Below are 21,052 nucleotides of genomic sequence, written 5' to 3'. Positions count from 1 at the left end.
TCCAATAGTTAACCAAAAGCAACAATTTAAACCTTTGGGTCAAAAAGGAACTCTATGAATTTGCGAAAAATAACGGCACAACTAGTCATATTACTGACTTTTGTTTCAACTGCCGTTTATGCCGCTGATTTTGAACAGGTCGAATTAAAAGGACCTAAAAACTCAACCGAGCAGTTTTCAGGTATCACCTACGGACCAATTGAGTCTTCAGATACCCTATGGCAGATATCTCAACGTTATAGACAAAACAAATCTCTTTCTGTCTATCAGGTTATGGTAGCCATCCAGGAATTGAATCCCGATGCGTTTGAGAATAACAATTTAAATCTTTTAAAAGATGGCTCTGTTCTTAAATTACCATCCGAACGTTACATTGCGAGAATAAAAAAACAAGACGCATTTGAACGGGCTGAAAACGATGCGCAGAATTGGCAACCCGCATCTGCCAGTTCTAACTCTTCTGCTAAAAATATCAAAGGAACCTCAAGCCGCGGAAAGGTAGCGGCAAGTAGAACCGATCTTGAGCAAACAAAAGATCAAATCGAACAAAGATTAGGTGCTATTAACGAGGCACAAACTCGCCAGTTTATGGCCATTAGGAAACAATTTGCCGAATCTATAAGCAGTGTGCAATCAATTTTAGACGAAAACAAAAAGTTATTTGAACGTTTAGATAAAGTTGATACCGACCTCAATGCAATGCGAGATCAAGGTGTACAGAGTAATGAAAAAGTTAGCCAAATTGATAAAAGTGTTGAAGAACTATTAGCCCAAGCACGTTTAGATAAAGCCGCTAAAGACGCAGAGATCGTCGAACAAGAATCTAGCTGGTTAAATGACCCAATAAACCTAATTTTATTATCCATGTTACCGGTCATTATGATTTTAGGTGGTTTGGCGTTTTGGCTCGTTAAACGCAAATCTGCACCCGCTAAAGTTGTAGAAGAAGACCTTATTGCTGATATCCCGCTAGATAAACATGCAGTGGAAATGGATGATTTATCTGACGCATTAAGTGCTGAGTTGTCTAATGAGTTAGAAGATGAGTTAGATGACGACAATTTGTTCGGTGATGATGATTTATTGGATGATGTCCTGTCGGATGAGCTAGGTGAAGGTTTAGATGATGATGAGGATAAGAATGAAGAGAGTGAAATTTTTGACGACCTAGGCGAAGATTTACTCGAAGAAGAGTTTGAAGAAGGCGCTGAAGTTATTGAACAGGATGATCTCGATAACTTATTTGGTGAAGATGAAGAAGAAGATTTATTAGCGGCTGTTGAAGATGATGGTCCATTAGATGATCCCGAAGATTTGTTAGCTGAAGTTCAAGCTAGTGATGATGTAGAGGACATGCTGATTGAAGATGTTGCAGAAACGTCCGAGTCAGATAACGATGATTTAACAGAAGAATCGTTAGACAAGGTTGCTGATGAACTAACTGAAGACACTGAAATACAAGCAGTGTTAGATCAAAATGAACAACCTGAAATTAGTATTGATGACTTATTAGATGAACCACAGGAAGAAAGTGTACCAGTTAGCCCATTGGTAGATGAGTCAGAAGAAATAAATGAGGAAGCGCTACAAAAATTAGACGAAGAAATAGCCTCACAAAACGAAGAATTAGATAATGTTACCGGTACGTTGATTGACGAGTTAGAGCAAGTTGAGCAAATGCGCGCAATGTTGCCGGACGAAGAAGATGAGGAAGAATCAACCCCTGAAAATGTTCAGCATGGTATTCAAGAGTTAGATTCGATTGCTGAAGAAGTAGACGAAGACCTTTTAACAGAAGTATTAGATGAACTTGCTGAACCTAACGAAGAAGCACAAATAGAGCTTCAGCCAGTTGAAGAGTCTGAACCAGAGCTTGAAGCTGAAGCAGAGGTAGAGCCTCAGCCAGTTGAAGAGCCTGAACCAGCTCTTGAAGCTGAAGCAGAGGTAGAGCCTCAGCCAAGTGAAGAGCCTGAACCAGAGCTTGAAGCTGAAGCAGAGGTAGAGCCTCAGCCAAATGAAGAGCCTGAATCAGAGCTAGAAGCTGAAGCAGAGGTAGAGTCTCATCCAGTTGAAGAGCCTGAAGCAGAAATTGAAGCTGAAGCAGAGATAGAGCCTCAGACAAATGAAGAGCCTGAACCAGAGGTTGAAGCTGAATCGGAAGTAGAGCCTCAGCCAAGTGAAGAGCCTGAACCAGAGATTGAAGCTGAAGTAGAGGTAGAGCCTGAGCCAAGTGAAGAGCCTGAATCAGAGTTTGAAGCTGAACCGGAAGTAGAGCCTCAGCCAAGTGAAGAGCCTGAACCAGAGATTGAAGTTGAAGCAGAGGTAGAGCCTAAGCCAAGTGAAGAGCCTGAACCAGAGATTGAAGTTGAATCAGAGCCTGAATCTGAACCGGAAGTAGAGCCTCAGCCAAGTGAAGAGCCTGAACCAGAAATTGAAGCTGAAGCAGAAGTAGAGCCTCAGCCAGTTGAAGAGCCTGAACCAGAGCTTGAAGCTGAAGCAGAGGTAGAGTCTCAGCCAAGTGAAGAGCCTGAACCAGAGATTGAAGCTGAACCGGAAGTCGAGCCTCAGCCAGTTGAAGAGCCTGAACCAGAAGTTGAAGCTGAAACAGAGGTAGAGCCTCAGCCAAGTGAAGAGTTTGAACCAGAGATTGAAGCTGAATCGGAAGTAGAGCTTCAGCCAAGTGAAGAGCCTGAACCAGAAGCAGAGCTAGAAGTTGATGATGGTTTAGAGTTTGAGTCCGAGGTGTTTTCCGAACTTGAAGATTTGAGTGCAAGTGACAGTGCTTTAGATGAGGATCAACTAGAAAAAGCCCTTGAAGACTTTGAAAATGAAGAATTAGATGAAGTGTTAGAGGATTTGACCTCCAACGAATCAACGTCCATTAGTTCATTAGATGATCTTGAGTTTGGTTCAATGGCCGATGACTTCTTAACTTCAGACGAAAAAGATACACCAGCGGTTAAAGTTGACGAAGATCTGAGCACATCGTCAGATCTTGATGATTTGTCCTTAGAACAAGCTTTAGGGGAATTTACCGAAGAGTCTATGTCTGAAGATTCTGCTGCTAGTGAAAATGAAGAGTTAGCAGATTTACCAGGCCTTGGTGATTGGTTAGACGACGATACCAATAATGATGACTCGGCGGCTTTAGAAGAACTGGAAGGCGCTAGTTTCGACGAACTACTCGATAGCATAGAGACGGTTGAAGAACTAGACGAAGAAAACATTGAAGGTGAGCTAGATTCTGATATTGATATTGGTGCCTTATTAGATGAATCATCTCAAGAAGACATCACCAAAGACGATGTAGACGAAGAAGACTTTTTAGATGTGGCAGCCTTATTAGATGAAAGTAATTCATCAGAGCCTGATGAAGAGCAAGATCTAGATTTAGACATACCTTTAGAGCCTTTTGTTGCTGAAGAAGATGATTTGCAAATGATAGACGTCGACGCTGACGACGGTATCGGCGCTAAATTAGATTTAGCACACGCCTATATTGAAATTGGTGAAGAAGACTCAGCCCGTGAATTGTTGGACGAAATAATTCAAAAAGGCAGCGCTGAACAAGTGGCAGCTGCGAATACTGTGTTAGAAAAATTAAGCGAATAAAATATTAAAGCTCTTGGTTGAACGATTTTTAGGTTATTGTCTGTCTAGTTCTTTTAGTGAGAACTGAATATTTATAACAACCTTTGCCGCTAGAGATAAACAACCTAAAATGTTAAAACACTTACTTAGTATTCCTTTATTCGCCTTTTCATTTTTGGCACAGTCAGCCCCTCAATCGATTCAAGTACTAGACTCTTATGGAAAGGGCGTGGCAAATGTGGTGGTGTATTTAGAGCCTCAAATGCTCAATGCGCCAGTGGTTGCTAAAAAAACGGCCATAATGGATCAGATAGACACTCAATTTGTTCCGCATATTTTAGCGGTGCAAAAAAACACATTAGTTCAGTTTCCTAATTCGGATTCGATTAAACATCACGTATATTCTTTTTCTCCAGCCAAAACCTTTGAATTACAGTTATATAAAGATTTACAGGCCGACCCTTTGTTGTTTTCAAAAACAGGAGTTGTTGAACTCGGTTGTAATGTTCACGACTGGATGTTGGGATATGTGTATATTGTCGATACACCTTATTTTTCTAAAACTGATATGGAAGGAAAGGTGTCACTGGATCTCCCTGTTGGAGATTATGTGATAAAGGTATGGAGTCCATTAATTCAAGACGATATAGAAAAGTTAAGCAAAAACGTGACGATAAAAAACAAAAAAGGCCAATTAGTCGTGAAACTTAATAAGAAATTATTACCTAATTTGTATCAATATGAACAGTTAGATGAATTTTCTGATTATGAATAATAGGCAAAAGAATAAGCGCCACTTTAAGAATAGTTAGGCATTACCTAAGAGTATACTTGTATCAAGGTACTGGAGGGTTAACGAAAGCCATGCCTGCCCAGTTTTTTAATGAGTGGTATCATCATTTTAATCAAGATAAATAAGTAGATTAATAACCAATGAAACAGGCGTTTGTTAGTGTCATTTTATTGCTATCTAATATGTTTTTTCAAGCCAATGGGGTTGAAGTAAAAGGTGTAGTACAAGTTAACTATGTGTTTGCCGACGATCATACTTCTTGGTTTGAGCATGGCACAGGTATCCTAGCTTACTCAAATAATGGTATTAATTTACAGCAAGGTGTTTTTCAAGTTTCTGACTCATATGCTAGTGGTATAAGTTACCAGATCGTGGGTAACGTTTATCAAAAAGGTGAACAAAATTTGGGGCTCACTCAAGCTCAAATTAACTACAAACCTTTATCAAATAGTGTTTTAAGGTGGCGTGCAAGAGCTGGATTCTTTTATCCTAAAATGTCCTTAGAAAATGTAGATTTGGGATGGTTATCACCTTATACCTACACTCAATCGGCAATAAATAGTTGGCTTGGAGAAGAGCTCAGAACGCCTGCAGTTGAATTGACCTTGTATAGCCCTGGCAGGTCAAGAAGAAGTGCATTCTCTTGGGAATTTAGAGGTGCAGCATTTAAGGGGAATGACCCACTGGGTACGTTACTCAGTTGGCGCGGTTTTGCTTTACACGACAGACAAAGTTTGAATAACGACAGTGTGCCTTTTGCCCGATATCCGAGTGTCGTTGATCAAGACAGGATATTTCATCCTGATTACGTAGAACCTTTTCATGAATTTGACGGCCATGTCGGTTATTACCTCGGAACACATATAGATTATTATCAAAAAACGCGGTTTCGTTATTATTTTTACGATAATCAAGCCGACCCTCTGGCCTTAAATGAACCGCGCTTATATGCATGGCGTACTAAGTTTCATTCATTTGCCCTACAACACAGGTTTTCGAAAAATACGCGACTGATTAGTCAATGGCTTACAGGGTCAACAACTATGGGTGAACGTTCCGTTTATGTTGATTATGATGCTTGGTATTTGCTGTTAAGTCATAATACAAAGCAACATCGAATGACCGTGCGATATGATAATTTTGAAGTGAAAGAAGATGACCTAATACCATGGGATCTTAATAGCAGTCACGGAAAAGCGTTAACATTTGCTTGGCGATATACGCTTAATAACAATTGGCAATTGGGTATTGAACATCATATAAATCGTAATACTGCTGAAAATAGAGTATCACTTGACCAAAGAGCTAAAATAAATCAGCAACAAAGCATGTTGGTAGTTCAATATTCTTGGGAAAACTAAAAGAATCGCTAACAGGTGACCTGTTAGCGATGAACATGAATTTTTCGAGTTTAGAAAAATGTATACACTAAGGTTACAGCAGTTTGTGTATCTAAGTTTTCTTTTCCATCTGGAACGTCAGAGTTGTGATCTAATACCAGAGACACTTTAAGTGAAAAGCCTTCACTTATCTTAGCTGAGATAGATGAAGATGATTTTGATTTTGTATTGTCACTACCTACTTCAGTACTGACTAATTGTTTGAATTGAGCATTATCAGATATTTTTAGTTGATATCCTAACGAAGCCCTAATTATTGCACCGTTTTCACTTTCACCGGTTTGACGTTTAGCGAATGAATAACCCGGACCAATACTGTAATTAAATTTACTGTTATCGTCTTGCCAAACTTTCTGAGACCAACCTGCCGCAATGGTAGATTGGTAATCAAAACTGCTAAACCTGTCATCTTCGTAAGATACGAAACCAAATATACGATGGTCTGGGTTGGTTAACTTATAGTTACCTTGACCGGACAAAAAGTATTTTTGAGCTGTAGTTGTTGACTCTTCATTGACTTCGTCTTTTTTATAAAGAGCTTCTACTTTGTAGTCGTTGCTCCACATTTCAAGTTCTTGATGAGCAGACAACTTACCTTTAATTGAGGTGGTGTCTGTATTACCTGAAGTCGAAATAAAACCAAATTCACCGTCCATTGAAAATGGTTTTTCTTTATCGGCGGCAACTGCTTGAGTAGCAGCTAATAAACTTAATAAAATTAAAGATTTTTGCATGTTAATTCTCTCGTACATTGGCTAAATTAATTAACCTTTAGTTCTAAAATAAATTGCGCGCAGTTTACCTAAAATATTGAATTTTTTCTCATTAAATTAATAATGAATATTGAATTTTATTTAAAACAACATAAGTAAATGTATGAGTTAATCTCGGCGAATCGAAATCGTTATTCTGGAGTGATGATTAGTGAACACCTAGTTTTCTAAAAAAATTGATACACCAAAGTGACTGCAGTTTGTGTATCCAATTCCTCACGTCCTTGGGCGACCCCCGTATCGTGATTCATGATAAAACTTAGTTTCATGCCCAAGGCACCATTCAACTTTGTCGATAAAGTTGTTTCAGATCGAGTTTTAGTAAAATCAGGATCGGCCTCGGTACTTAAAAATTGTCTGAAGGTGGCGTGTTTAGAAAATTTACGTTTATATTCCATTGCAGCCCGCACAATCAGGCCTCTATATTCTTGTTTCTTGCTATTTTCTTCCACTTCTGCCAACGCGTAACCTGGGCCTACGCTATATTTTAATTCGCTTTGATTGTTACGCCAAAGTCGAGAAGACCAACCTGTGGCTAATGCGGCTTGATAACGAAATCCACTAAAACGTTTCTTCTCATATTCTGCATACACAAAAATTCGATTGTTAGGGTCTAATAATTTGTAGTCGGCTTGGGTTGAAATAAATAACTTTTGTGCTGAGGTGGCTTTAACTGATTCGCCATTGACAGTTTTTTTGCTTTGTTTGTAAAAGGTGTCACCTGTTATTTGGTATTCCCAATCTTTTAATTCTTGGCTGGCATTAAAACGGGCTTTTAAAGTCGATGCATTAGTATTGCCATTCGCAAAGATAAAACCAAACTCACCGACCATTGAAAGTTCTTCATCAGCTTTGTAATTCGGTTTGTCGGCCATATACAAAGAACGCATAAAGTTGGGTTTCGCATTAACACCAAGCGGTAGACACAAACTTATGATGAATAGAACTTTTTTCATGAGGTAAAAATGGGGTAGTTGGCAAAAATTCCGTCAATTGTAACTGGTTTTTATAAAGATGTAGATTTTTATTTAAACTTTGGGCCCATCACACCTAATACCCCTTCGGCTTCCATAAATGCATACTTAATTGCATCTTGAATGTCTTCTTCACTTAAATTTAGGCTTTGAACGACTTTCGGAGATACGAGTTCGCTGACAGAATATAATTCATCATTGGACAAGGCTAAACCAGCACGAACTGCAAAATACACCACAGCGGCTTCTTTGTTTTGTAAGGCTTTATTTTCATCATGTGCGCTTTGTACAGGTAGGTATAACTGAGCTGGCAATTTCCAATACTCTAACAAGTTTGCACTACAAGTAGCGTAGTGGAAGCCTAAAACTTGTTGTTGAAGTTTCCATGGAGACACTTCTTTACTGTATTTGCTGCATTCAATTGCAAGATTAGGTGATTGTAATGCAACCAGTAACTCACCTAAGTTATGTAATAAGCCTAATAGAAAAAAGCGTTCGCTTCCTCTAATTCTGACAATTTTAGCGATATGTTTAGCTACTAATGCGGAATAAATACTTTGCAACCAAAAGCGCTTCAAATTTATTACATTGCTACTGAAGTGTTCAAATGCAGAGCTGGCCGTTTCAACCATCACTAGATTATATAGGGCTTCTCCACCAATAATATTGATGGCTTTGCCTAGAGAATCGATTTGAGATTCGAACCTAAAAAGCGGGCTATTTGCTAATTTTAATAATTTTGACGCTAAGGCAGGGTCTAGGGCGATAAGATTACCAATATCGTCTAAATTTGAAGTGTTGTCATCAAGCATCCCTCGAATACGCGTACATACGTCGGGTAATGCAAATGATTGGCTAGCTGCTCTAGCGATTTCCATAGGGTTAATTGAAGACATAGGCTAATTGTTATCCACGAACTTGAATTGAGTATAAACATCTGAGCGAGTAAATACATCAAATCAATACATTTCTTCAATCATTTGAATATATCAATTTGAGGGGTGACTGAATTTTCCTTTGATTTGGGACGTTTTGGTTGGTTGGCGCGTTTTTTTCTTAAACCACAGGCTTTTATTATTTTACTTTGAACGTCTTGTTCTAACTTCAACCAATGCATTCTTTCTTCTCTGGAGCGATAGCAGCCTATGCAATAACCTTTTGGTCCTGCCTCACATACGCCAATACAAGGGCTTTTTATTTCAAAAAACTCTATCTGCTTCAATATCTATCCCAAAGAGCGAAGGTGAACGTTAATACTTTCATTATAATACAAAAAAGGCCGCAATTAGCGGCCTTCAATAAGAAATACTTAATTTGTAGGTGTTACCAAATTTTAACTCGGTCTTCTGGTTTTAAGTACATAGCATCTCCTTCTTTAACGTCAAAGGCTTCATAAAAGGCATCAACGTTCGGAACTATGCCATTAACACGGTTTTCTCCAGGAGAATGAGGGTCACTCAATAATCTAGCGCGTAAGGTGTCTTCTCTAACTTTACTGCGCCATACTTGAGCGTAACCCATAAAGAAACGTTGTGCGCCTGTTAAGCCATCTATAATAGGAGCTTCTTTTCCATCTAAAGACATTTTATAGGCTTTATAACCGATAGTGACACCGGCTAAATCCCCAATGTTTTCACCTAAAGTGAGCTCGCCGTTTACTTTTTGCCCCTCAATCGGTTCAAATTCGTTAAATTGGGCAACAAGTTTTTTACCTAATACCTCAAATGAAGCTCTATCTTTGTCTGTCCACCAACTGCGTAAGTTACCATGGCCATCATATTTAGCACCTTGGTCATCAAACCCATGTCCGATTTCATGACCAATGACAGCACCTATTGCCCCATAGTTAGCGGCATCGTCTGCTTCCATATTAAAGAAAGGGTATTGCAAAATGCCAGCAGGGAACACAATTTCATTTCTAACTGGACTGAAATACGCATTGATTGTTTGTGGTGTCATGCCCCATTCTGTTTTATCAACGGATTTACCTATTTTTTCCACATCCTGCATATGATCAAATTGATGGTAACTAAAATAGTTACCCACTAAATCATCTGGTGTAATGGTGAGATCTGAATAATCTCGCCATTTTTCTGGGTAACCAATTTTGGGGGTAAACAGAGACAGCTTTTCTAGCGCGGCCTGTTTGGTATCTTCTGTCATCCAGTCTAATTCTTTAATACTTTGGCCATAGGCTTTGGTTAGGTTAGCAACTAACGCATCCATCTTGGATTTTGCTTCAGGGGTGAAATGACGTTCCACATACTGTTGACCTAATACTTCTCCTAATATTGAACTAGTAGAAGACACCGCTTTTTTCCAGCGGTCTCTTTGTTCTGGAATGCCTTTTAAAGTGGTTGAGTGAAAGTCAAAATGTAAATCAACTAATTCTTGGTTTAATTTGGTTGCGTAAGTATCGACTAAATTAAAGCTTAAATAATCTTTCCAAGTCTGTAGGTCATGATTTTCGAACAACTCAGACATCTTTTCAAAGTAGGGTAAGTTTCTAACAATCAAGTCTTTAGCTTGGCCCACATGGCTTGCCTTTGCATAAGCTCGCCAATCAAACTTTCCTAAAAGTGAATCTAATTCCTCAACAGCTTTTTTATTGTAATTTTTTTCTGCATCTCTGCTTTCAACACGTGAAATATGCAGTTGAGCTATATGTCTTTCTAAACTCATCAAGTCAGTGGCGGCTTTTTGAGGTGCACTATGTTCTGTCATAGCCAAAATATCTGCCATATACTTTTCGGTTGCTGCGCGAAAATTGACGAACTTTTCTTCTTCTTTTGAATAGTAATCTCTATCAGGTAATGTCAGTCCACTTTGATATAAATACATGGTGACCACTTCTGGATCTTTTGCATCGGGAGAAACGTAAAAATTAAATGGGCCACTTACTCCTAATACATAAAGTTCACCAAGTTTTTGCGAGACTTCTTGCATAGTATTGATGTTTGCTATGCTGTCTAATTGAGCTTGCAGAGGACTTAACCCTTTACTATTGGCTAATTCAATATTCATGTAGCTATTATACATATCACCTAATTTTTGGGTGTTACTACCTAAATCTGCTTTGGTGCTTGCGGCTTCTTGAATTAATGTTTTAAGGTTTTCTTGGGTGTCATCGTAAAGTAAGTTAAACACACCGTATCCTGACTTATCCGCAGGAATTTCCGTCGCATTTAACCAAGCACCATTTACATGAAGAAATAAGTCGTCTTGAGGGCGAACTTCTTTGTCTATTGCGGTTAAATCAATGCCTGATGACAACTCAACCGGTGTTTGTTGTTTGATTTCTATTTCTGATTTGTTACTTGGGGTACAGGCACTCAGGCCCATGGCTAGGCTTACGCCTAACGCAATTAAACTTCTTTTATTCATTTTCCTGCCTTCAATGGGTGCAATTCAACGACAACAATCGCGTAATTGCCTTGTTGTCTGATTCACCTTTTATTTATTTTTAGAGCTTCGACATAGCCCTCTTTTTTTGGAGCTTTTTTTGTCGCAAGGGCGAAAGTGTACCGTTTGGTCAGGTTAACTGCAAAATACACTTTGTTTCATTTTGTAAGAAAGGAGTTGGTTATTGAAGCATTGAACGCTTCATGTAAGTGTTTTTATGATGCACATAAAAAAGGACCTTTCGGTCCTTTAGATATCAATAAACTGTAAATTTATTTCTTTTTCTTAACGGCTTTTGCGTTAGGTAAATCGGTAATTGAACCTTCGAAAATCTCAGCTGCTAGGCCGATTGATTCGTTAAGGGTTGGGTGAGCGTGAATCGTTAATCCAACATCTTCAGCGTCAGCGCCCATTTCTACTGCAAGGCATACTTCACCTAACATTTCACCGGCATTAATACCCACTATGGCGCCACCTAAAACTCGACCTGTTTCTTTGTCGAAAATCATTTTGGTTTTACCTTCGGTACGTGCAGATGCAATTGCGCGTCCTGATGCAGCCCAAGGGAAGTTAGCTACTTCAATTTTTAAACCTTGCTCTTTTGCTTCACGCTCGGTTACACCTACCCAAGCCATTTCTGGATCGGTATATGCGATTGAAGGAATACAACGTGGGTCGAATACATGTTTCTTACCAGAAATCACTTCAGCCGCGCAATGTGCTTCGTGTACAGCTTTGTGAGCAAGCATAGGCTGGCCTACAACATCACCAATGGCAAAGATGTGGTTTACGTTAGTACGTAATTCGTTTGTCACGTTGATGAAGCCACGTTCGTCTACATTTACGCCAGCTTTGTCAGCGTCGATTAATGCACCATTTGGCTTACGACCAACGGCTACTAAGATCTTGTCGTAACGAACTTGTTCTGCGGGGGCGTTTTTGCCTTCAAAAGTGACGTATAAGCCGTCATCTTTCGCGTCTACAGCAACCACTTTAGTAGACAACATAATGTTGAATTTTTCTTTGTTGTAGTTCGTGTAAATTTTAACGATGTCTTTATCTGCTGCAGGAACTAACTGGTCAGCAAATTCTACAACTGAAACGTTAGAGCCTAATGCATTGTATACGGTACCCATTTCTAGGCCGATGATTCCACCACCCAAAACTAACATTTCTTCAGGTACATCTTTAAGCTCTAAAGCACCTGTTGAATCAATAACGCGAGGGTCATCATTTGGAATAAAAGGCAAATCAATCACTGAAGAACCAGCCGCAATGATGGCGTTATCAAAGGTGATAGTCGTTTCTTTTCCGTCATTACCAGCAACAACAATGGTTTTGTCAGAAGTAAACTTACCAAAGCCATATACAGTTGTTACTTTACGCGCTTTAGACATGCCGCCTAAACCACCGGTTAGTTGGCCAATAACACTTTCTTTCCAACCACGAATTTTGTCTAGGTCGATTTCTGGCTTACCAAAAGTTACACCATGTGATGCCATAGCTTCTGCATCATCAATCACTTTAGCTACGTGTAATAATGCTTTAGATGGAATACAACCTACGTTTAAGCATACACCACCTAGTGTTTCGCGGCTTTCTACTAATACTACGTCTAAACCTAAATCTGCTGCACGGAACGCTGCTGAATAACCACCAGGGCCTGCACCTAATACCACTACTTGTGTTTTGATATCGCTCATATGAACCTCAAATTTCCTATTGGTAACTGCCCATCTTATTGATCACGGACAGTAAATATATTCTTTAATTATTTGAATAAAAAGGGGAATACTTAAGTATTCCCAAATTTATTGGTTGTACCTGATTAAAGTACTAATCTACGTAAATCAGTGAGGTTGTTAGCTAGCTCAGTTGAGAAAGCTGCACCTTCAGCACCATCAATTACTCTATGGTCGTAAGATAAACTTAACGGCACCATCAAGCGTGGTTCGAATTCTTTTCCGTTCCACTTAGGTTTCATATCTGATTTAGAGACACCTAAAATACCTACTTCTGGCGCATTAACGATTGGGGTAAAGGCTGTACCGCCAATTCCACCTAAGCTAGAAATAGTAAATGTTCCGCCTTGCATGTCAGCAGCTTTTAACTTTCCGTCACGGGCTTTTTTAGAGATAACGATTAGCTCTTCAGAAAGTTCTTCAATGCCTTTTTTGTTCACATCTTTAATCACTGGAACAACTAAGCCGCCTGGAGTGGCAACCGCAATCCCGATATTGATGTACTTTTTAAGGATTAAACTTGCGCCATCTTCAGATAGTGACGAGTTCATATTAGGGAACTTCTCTAACGCGCGAGCCGCTGCTTTCATTACAAATACAAGTGGCGTTATTTTTAAGCCAGTTTGTTTTTTAGCATGATAAGCATTTTGTTCTTTACGGAAGGCTTCACATTCTGTGATGTCGGCTTCGTCGAACTGTGTAACGTGTGGGATAGTTGCCCAGTTACGGTGTAAGAACGGACCTGAGATCTTTTGAATACGACCCAATGGTTTTTCTTCAATTTCACCAAACTTACTATGATCAACTGGTTTAACTGGCTGTATTTGTAACACGTTGTCACCAACGATTGCATTCCCACCAGCTGCCGCTTTAGGCGCAGCTAATGCAGCTTTCACATATGCTTGTACGTCTTCTTTTAGAATACGTCCTTTACGGCCAGTACCTTTAACCAAAGATAAATCAACACCAAATTCAGTACCTAAACGACGAATTGCCGGAGAGGTATAAATTGGACCTGATGCTTTAAAATCACTTGGTGGAACGGGTGCTGCTTTAGGAGCGGCTGGAGCTGGTGCAGGTTTTTCTGCAACAGGTGCTGCTGGAGCAGGTGCTGGCGCTGCAGGAGCAGAACTTGAACCTTTGGTTTCAAGTTTAATTACCACAGTTCCTTGTTTAACTTTGTCGCCCGTTGCAATAAAGACTTCTTTAACAGTACCGGCATGAGTAGAAGGCACATCCATGGTCGCTTTATCAGTTTCTAAAGTGATTAGACCATCTTCTTGATCAATTACATCACCAATCGATACTAAAACATCAATGACATCTACTTCGCCATCTTCGCCAATATCAGGCACGGCTACGTCAATCACTTCGCTTGCGGCAGGCGCTGAACTTGGACTCTCAGTTGGAGCTGCGGCGCTAGGCGCAGCTTCACTTGGTGCTGATTCGACAGCAGGGGCCGAGCCGCCAGCTGTTTCTAGCTTTATAACTAAAGTGCCTTGTTTAACCTTGTCACCATTAGAGATGTAAACTTCGGTTACAGTACCAGCGTGAGTTGACGGCACATCCATAGTGGCTTTGTCGGTTTCTAGTGTGATCAAACCGTCTTCTTGTTCAATCACATCACCTACAGCAACTAATACGTCTATGACATCGACTTCGCCGTCTTCACCAATATCAGGCACAGCAACTTCTACTATTTCACTCGCGCCACTAGCAGCAGGTGCTGCAACAGGAGCAGCTTCAACAGCTGGAGCCGGTGCTTCTGCTACTGGAGCAATAGGTGCTTCTTCGGCTGCTGGGGTTGATGCTCCAGCTGCCTTGATTTCACCAATAGCATCGCCTTCTTTTATTTTGTCGCCTACAGCAACAGAAAGACTAGCTAGCTCGCCTGCAAAAGGGGCAGGTATATCCATTGATGCTTTATCCGTTTCTACGGTGACAATTCCTTCGTCAGCTTCGAGTGTGTCACCTACGGCAACACAAATTTCAATGACTTCAACTTCTTCGCCACCTACGTCAGGAACGAGAACTTTTTGAATATCAGACATGTATAAGATTCCTTATCTAGCCACTATTACGCGTAAAGTGGATTAAGTTTATCTGTATTGATGTTAAAGCGTTTAATCGCTTCGGTTACAACACTCTTCTCGATTTCGCCACGATTTGCTAGCTCGTATAAAGAGGCAACCACAACATATGATGCATTCACTTCAAAGTGAGTACGTAAGTTTGCTCGGCTGTCACTGCGTCCAAAACCATCTGTACCTAAACAGCGATAATCGGTTTCAATGAAAGCGCGCACTTGGTCTGAATAACCTTTCACGTAATCAGTTGCCGCAATCGCGGGTCCTGCGTCTTTAGTAATAACATTACTAATGTGTGCTTTCTTAGACTTAGCTTCAGGGTTTAACATGTTCCAACGGATCACTTCTTGACCTTCACGAGCCAATTCATTGAATGAAGTAACTGAATAAACATCAGATGATACATTGTAATCTTCGCTCAAAATCTGCGCAGCTTTACGTACTTCATTTAAGATAGTACCTGAGCCCATTAATTGAACATTAGACTTAGCTTTTTTGGCTTCAACGCGTTCTAGTTTGTAGATACCTTTAATAATATCTGCAGCAACGTCGTCACCTTCCGGCATAGCTGGATGTTGATAGTTTTCGTTCATTAATGTTAGGTAGTAGAAAACATTTTCGTTTTCACCATACATACGACGTAAACCGTCTTGCACGATTACTGCTACTTCGTATCCATAAGTTGGGTCATAAGTGACACAATTTGGAATTAAGTTAGCTTGCACATGTGAATGACCATCTTGGTGTTGTAAACCTTCACCATTCAATGTTGTACGTCCGGCTGTGGCACCTAGTAAGAAACCACGTGCTTGGCTATCGCCAGCAGCCCATGCTAAATCACCTACACGTTGGAAACCAAACATAGAGTAGTAAATATAGAAAGGAATAGTCGTAGCATTACAAGTTGAATAAGACGTACCTGAAGCAACCCAAGATGCCATTGCACCTAGCTCATTAATACCTTCTTGTAATACCTGGCCTTTTTTATCTTCACGGTAGTAAGCAACTTGGTCAGCATCTTGAGGCACATATTTTTGCCCTTCGTTTGCGTAAATACCTACTTGACGGAATAAACCTTCCATACCGAAAGTACGTGCTTCATCTGGAATGATAGGCACGATACGTTTACCAATTTTTTTATCTTTTAGTAAGCTGTTTAGTACACGTACAAATGTCATTGTGGAAGACACTTCACGTTCACCAGAACCTTTTAATATTGCATCAAATACTGAAAGTTCAGGCATTTCAAGCTTCTCTTCAGCTTGTTCACGTCTTTGCGGTAATGAACCACCTAATGATTCACGGCGCTCTTTCATGTACTTATATTCAACACTATCTTCGTCGAATTTGAAGTAAGGTAAATCAGCAATGGTTTCGTCAGCAACAGGAATATTAAAACGGTCGCGGAACTGTTTGATCGAATCTACGTCCATTTTTTTCACGTTGTGAGCGATGTTTAATGCTTCACCAGACGCACCTAAACCAAATCCTTTAACAGTTTTCGCTAGAATAACCGTTGGACGACCTTTAGTGTCCATGGCTTTTTGGTATGCTGCAAATACTTTAACTGGATCATGACCACCACGGTTTAAGCGGTAGATGTCTTCATCAGACATGTTAGCTACTAGTGCCGCTGTTTCAGGATATTTGTTAAAGAAATTCTCACGGGTGTACTTGCCACCTTTTGCTTTACAGTTTTGGTATTCACCGTCTACTGTTTCGCTCATTAGTTGTAATAACTTACCTGAGGTATCACGAGCAATAAGTGCATCCCAGTAACTACCCCAAATAACTTTACATACTTCCCAGCCCGCGCCGCGGAATGTGCCTTCAAGTTCTTGGATGATTTTACCGTTACCACGTACCGGGCCATCAAGACGTTGTAAGTTACAGTTGATTACGAAACATAAGTTATCTAAACCTTCACGAGACGCTAAACCAATTGCACCTAATGATTCTGGCTCATCCGTTTCACCATCACCTAAGTAACAATAAACGCGCTGGCCTGAACAATCTTTAATACCGCGGTCTGTTAAGTATTTTAAGAAACGGGCAGTATAAATAGCCTGTAATGGACCTAGTCCCATAGAAACTGTCGGGAACTGCCAGTAATCTTTCATCAAGTGAGGGTGAGGGTATGATGACAATCCGTTACCATCACATTCTTGACGGAAATTATTCAACTGGTCTTCTGTTAAATTACCTTCAACAAAAGAGCGGGCATAGATACCTGGAGATATGTGGCCCTGAGAGAAAATAAAGTCACCGCCTTGCTGAGCATTAGGTGCTTTAAAGAAGTGGTTGAAACCTACATCGTACAACATGGCCGATGAAGCAAAACTACCGATATGACCACCTAGCTCTAAATCTTTCTTAGAGGCACGTAATACAATCATTAAAGCGTTCCAACGAATAGCAGCTCGGATGCGTGCTTCTATCGTTTGATCACCTGGCATTTTAGGCTCTTGCGAGGGGGGAATAGTATTCACATAAGCTGTTTTCGCGTCAAAGGGTAGGTGAGTACCGCTACGACGAGCTTGATCTATTAACTTCTCTAAAAGGAAATGCGCACGCTCTGGACCTTCGTTTTCCAAAACTGCTTCCAAAGATTCTAACCATTCTTGCGTTTCGGCTGAATCTAAATCGATGTTAGGGAGCTCAGACATAATGTTTACTTAGTCTCCATTGTTGTAGTGTAAAAAAATAATTAAATGACTAAATTTACCGCTAGTCATAGTGTTTTTCACATATACCTATACGTAAATAAACGTTTAGGTATACCGTTGCATTCGACCTACTGAACGTTGAATAGAACTACGTTCTTGTGTTTGCAACATTAATTCATTTTCAACAAATGTTAGGTGCGTATGGCTTTCGCTCCACGCTTTTTGTGGCTTTCCACCTAAAATTGCTGATAATAGTTTCTTACGATAATCTCGCATTTTTTCAAACATATCCGGGCTTTTCGCCAGTATGGATATATTTTGTTCAAGGTTATCTGTGATTAAACTGCCCATGCTTCTAACCACATGTAAAATCACGGTATTTCGAGAGGCAACACAAATTGAGATTAAAAACTCAAATACTGCTTCTGCTTCTACTCTAAAGTTATTTTCAATTTGAGCTGAACTAATGGCATCAAATTTTGATTGCACTTGTTTTAAGTCATTGGGTGTTCCACGCATCGCGGCGTAATAAGCCGCCATGCCTTCAACTCCTAAACGAAATTCCAATAGGTCAAATTGGCAATTAGGGTTTTTTGACATCAAGTCAAATAAAGGGTCGGATAATCCGCCTAATCGGTTATCACAAACAAATGTGCCACCCCCTTGTTTACGAATGACTAAACCTTTCGCTTCTAACTTTTGAATAGCCTCTCTGACGGAAGGGCGAGACACTTCAAATTGTTCCGTTAATGCACGCTCCGGAGGTAGCTTTTGCCCGGCTGCTAATCGACCATCAAGCATCATGGACTCTAACTGTTCCATAATGTCATCAGATATTTTTCGTGATTGCACTCGGCGCATTTAATATTTCCGTCACACCAAACCTTTAATATAAGCTTGGTAAATTGGTAAGACCATTTAGCCCGATAGCTTAGTAGACATTCTTGCTGGGGTAAATAAAAATTTGAAAGGTAACGGCGCTTTAGTACTAGGTAGGTAGGTAAGTCTCTATTAATTAAAGGGTAATTAGCTTTTTCTTTGTGGTAAGACCACTTAGTTAATCCAACCGGAAAGTGTTAAAATAGCGATGGTTACGAGTAGAAACATAACATTTCGCTTAGCTAACCTTACTAAAGTGCAAGGTTCTTCTGTGCAATCTGATTCGTCTGGTGCTATTTCTTCCGCCTTTTTTGACACATCTAACAACAAGGTTTTAGTGTTGATAGTAGGATCAGGTAGGTAACCTAACCAAGTGGGGAAAGCTTTCGAAAAATGGCCAATTAATAAAAAGCCAAATGCGGTAATTCGAACAGGTAACCAATCCACAATATTTAATAGGAATGTCGCTTGAGATGCGGCTGGATTTTTAGTTTCTTGTTCGTCAACTTTATTCAGTTTTGATTCTATATCTCTGATCAAAACATAAAGTACGGCTCCTGCCGCGCCAAAAGCGGCAAACCATAAAATTACGGCGGTGTAGTGGCGATAATTTTGCCATACAAGGTTTTGACCAAAAGAACTGCCGTCTTGTTTGTCATTTAATTGTTGCTCGTACATAGAGCAGCTTTTTAGATCTCCTTCACTGGCAGCTTTTAAAAAACACTTATACGTAGCTCTAACGTTTGGACAACCCACACATACCATCAAAATTGCCGTACTCAATACTAATTCAAATAAGCCACCACTAAACTCTTGAACCATTAAATATGTAATAAGTACAGGAAGTAGAATGATTAAAATTAACATCCAAGATTTAGATGACGAGTTTAACCAATTACCAGATTCAATACTTTGTGTGTATTTATTTGAGTAAAACTCTGCCTGCCAATATTGTGATTTAGTGGTTACTCGTTCTACTAATAAAACGAGTAATAGGCTAATGAGTGTCATGTGATTTCTCTTTTAGTTTTTAACTTAGATAAACGTGTTTATTAAACTTGTATCGTACAGGGCTAAGATGAACCAGTAAGCCCATTGTCTTTAAATCATATCACTTGTTTAAGCCTTGTCTATATTTAGCCCAGTCAAAGGAAAATCCAGGATCGGTTTTGCGACCGGGAGCAATGTCATTATGGCCTACTATACGGCCTAATGAGATTTTGGGATAAGTGTCTTTTATTAAATTAGTGGCTCGATGTAAGCTATCGTATTGTGCTTGTGTGTAACTAATATGATCAGCTCCTTCCATCTCTATTCCAATAGAAAAGTCGTTACATCTAATGGTACCTTGAAAGCTAGATAAACCCGCGTGCCAGGCTCTCTTATCAAAAGGAACAAACTGTATTATGTTGCCATCACGTTTAATTAAACAATGAGCAGATACGCGCATTTTGTATATCTCTTGAAAATAGGGGTGAATGGATGGATCCAGTTTGCCGGTAAAAAAATATTGAATGTAATCTCCTCCAAATTCATTTGGGGGTAAGGAAATATTATGAATAACAAGCAATGAAATATCTTGGGGATCGGGTCTCTCATCCCAATGAGTCGTTGGGTAATATTCAGCTTGTGTTAAAATTGCGTTTTTTATCACGGAATCAGTGTGTTATTAGTTTGAGTATTGATAATAACCTCCATTCTGGTTCAATATCAAAGATATCACTACCGTTGAGATTTATTTGTGCAAAAATTTATCGTTACTTTCTTTTTGTTGATTAATTGCTCTTTTGTTTTTGGAAACATTCCTGATAAAGACAAACTAAGAAATGTGTACGGACATTTTTTTAAGCCATTACAAGCCGAAGGCGACGTAAAAAAACAACAACTTGATAAAATATTGCTTGGTAAAACGTTATTTTATGACCCGCGGCTTTCTAAAGGAGGCGAGTACTCCTGTAATGGCTGTCATGATTTGGATAATTATGGCTCAAATGGACAAACCTTTTTACAGTTGAAGATAAACGGTTTAACAAATCGGGATGTCCCTAGCATCTATAATAAAGCAGGGCTGACATTGTATGGTTGGACTGGGCAATTTAAAACTCTAAGTGCCTATATAGAACACGCCTTGACACACCCTGATGAAATGGCTAATCAAGACATAACATTAGTGTTGAATAAAATTAATCAACTGCAGGCATATCAAGCGTTATCAAATAAAGCTTTCAATGTAACGCATCTTTCTAAACAACAACTTATTGAAGCGTTAGTGAGCTTTATAAATGGTTTAGTCACCCCGGCGCCTATAGATGCTTTTATGGCGGGTGATGATAATGCGTTAACGCCTGAACAGATCACAGGGGGGCTTTTGTTTGATCGTCAATATTGCCATTCTTGCCATACTGGTACTAATTTTGGCGGTAGGATGATTCAAAAAACGGGCGTCAAAGAAACGTGGCCTAATCAAAAAGATATGGGCTTATACCATGATACTCAGCGAACGAGCCACAAGATGTTTTTCCGAGTCTCGACATTACGTAATATTGAAAAAACGGCTCCGTACTTTCATGACGGCTCTTCTAAACGTATGTGGGATGCGGCTAAAAAAATGGCGCGATATGAATTAGGTAGAGAAATGCCACTAAATGATGCGTTGGCCATACAAGCTTTTTTTCAATCGTTAACCGGCGATATCCCCAGAGATTATATTAAAAAACCATCAATACCTAAATAAGTGGATAACAA

Annotated in this window: 15 protein-coding genes; 4 read left to right on the top strand and 11 right to left on the bottom strand. The window is 39.7% G+C overall.

The window, feature by feature from the left end:
- The first annotated feature begins 54 nt into the window (after positions 1–54).
- The 3 genes from ACSHXM_RS04825 (at position 55) to ACSHXM_RS04815 (ending at position 5,745) form a co-directional block, all read left to right on the top strand.
- The gene (locus ACSHXM_RS04825) at positions 55–3,612 is read left to right on the top strand and encodes a FimV/HubP family polar landmark protein (protein ID WP_435687602.1); all 3,558 of its coding nucleotides are present in this window, start codon (positions 55–57) and stop codon (positions 3,610–3,612) included.
- A 109-nt stretch (positions 3,613–3,721) separates the two neighbouring features.
- Positions 3,722–4,366 (top strand): methylamine utilization protein, encoded by a 645-nt coding sequence (locus ACSHXM_RS04820; protein ID WP_435687601.1) that lies wholly within the window; start codon positions 3,722–3,724, stop codon positions 4,364–4,366.
- Between the two features lie 158 nt (positions 4,367–4,524).
- Entirely contained in the window at positions 4,525–5,745 is a 1,221-nt protein-coding gene (locus ACSHXM_RS04815) for a hypothetical protein (protein ID WP_435687600.1), read from the top strand.
- Between the two features lie 50 nt (positions 5,746–5,795).
- Here the strand turns inward: ACSHXM_RS04815 and ACSHXM_RS04810 are convergent, their stop codons facing one another.
- The 11 genes from ACSHXM_RS04810 to ampD form a co-directional block, all read right to left on the bottom strand.
- Positions 5,796–6,518, bottom strand: a complete 723-nt coding sequence (locus ACSHXM_RS04810; RefSeq protein ID WP_435687599.1) for a DUF481 domain-containing protein — start codon at positions 6,516–6,518, stop codon at positions 5,796–5,798.
- A gap of 206 nt (positions 6,519–6,724) precedes the next feature.
- Complete coding sequence (locus ACSHXM_RS04805) at positions 6,725–7,447, bottom strand: DUF481 domain-containing protein (protein WP_435687598.1); 723 nt, start codon at positions 7,445–7,447, stop codon at positions 6,725–6,727.
- 134 nt (positions 7,448–7,581) lie between these two features.
- Positions 7,582–8,427: an HDOD domain-containing protein gene (locus ACSHXM_RS04800; protein WP_435687597.1), complete on the bottom strand. Its 846-nt coding sequence runs from the start codon at positions 8,425–8,427 to the stop codon at positions 7,582–7,584.
- Positions 8,428–8,507: 80 nt separating this feature from the next.
- On the bottom strand, positions 8,508–8,753 hold the full coding sequence (locus tag ACSHXM_RS04795) for a DUF1289 domain-containing protein (RefSeq protein ID WP_435687596.1): 246 nt from the start codon (positions 8,751–8,753) through the stop codon (positions 8,508–8,510).
- Positions 8,754–8,854: 101 nt separating this feature from the next.
- Entirely contained in the window at positions 8,855–10,915 is a 2,061-nt protein-coding gene (locus tag ACSHXM_RS04790) for a M13 family metallopeptidase (protein ID WP_435687595.1), read from the bottom strand.
- Positions 10,916–11,205: 290 nt separating this feature from the next.
- Positions 11,206–12,636, bottom strand: coding sequence for a dihydrolipoyl dehydrogenase (gene lpdA, locus ACSHXM_RS04785; protein ID WP_435687594.1), 1,431 nt, complete (start codon positions 12,634–12,636; stop codon positions 11,206–11,208).
- A gap of 125 nt (positions 12,637–12,761) precedes the next feature.
- Positions 12,762–14,726 (bottom strand): pyruvate dehydrogenase complex dihydrolipoyllysine-residue acetyltransferase, encoded by a 1,965-nt coding sequence (aceF, locus tag ACSHXM_RS04780; RefSeq protein ID WP_435687593.1) that lies wholly within the window; start codon positions 14,724–14,726, stop codon positions 12,762–12,764.
- 26 nt (positions 14,727–14,752) lie between these two features.
- A complete protein-coding gene (aceE, locus tag ACSHXM_RS04775) occupies positions 14,753–17,428 on the bottom strand; it encodes a pyruvate dehydrogenase (acetyl-transferring), homodimeric type (RefSeq protein ID WP_435687592.1) in 2,676 nt (891 codons plus the stop codon).
- A gap of 105 nt (positions 17,429–17,533) precedes the next feature.
- Entirely contained in the window at positions 17,534–18,289 is a 756-nt protein-coding gene (locus ACSHXM_RS04770; RefSeq protein ID WP_435687591.1) for a GntR family transcriptional regulator, read from the bottom strand.
- Between the two features lie 192 nt (positions 18,290–18,481).
- Complete coding sequence (ampE, locus tag ACSHXM_RS04765; protein WP_435687590.1) at positions 18,482–19,318, bottom strand: beta-lactamase regulator AmpE; 837 nt, start codon at positions 19,316–19,318, stop codon at positions 18,482–18,484.
- A 100-nt stretch (positions 19,319–19,418) separates the two neighbouring features.
- Positions 19,419–19,961, bottom strand: a complete 543-nt coding sequence (gene ampD, locus ACSHXM_RS04760) for a 1,6-anhydro-N-acetylmuramyl-L-alanine amidase AmpD (protein ID WP_435687589.1) — start codon at positions 19,959–19,961, stop codon at positions 19,419–19,421.
- An 87-nt stretch (positions 19,962–20,048) separates the two neighbouring features.
- Here ampD and ACSHXM_RS04755 point away from each other — a divergent pair, with 87 nt between their 5' ends.
- Complete coding sequence (locus ACSHXM_RS04755) at positions 20,049–21,041, top strand: cytochrome-c peroxidase (RefSeq protein ID WP_435687588.1); 993 nt, start codon at positions 20,049–20,051, stop codon at positions 21,039–21,041.
- Positions 21,042–21,052: the final 11 nt, after the last annotated feature.

The sequence above is a fragment of the Paraglaciecola sp. genome (genome assembly GCF_051252315.1).
Lineage (GTDB): Bacteria > Pseudomonadota > Gammaproteobacteria > Enterobacterales > Alteromonadaceae > Paraglaciecola.
This window is presented reverse-complemented; position numbering and strand designations above follow the sequence as displayed.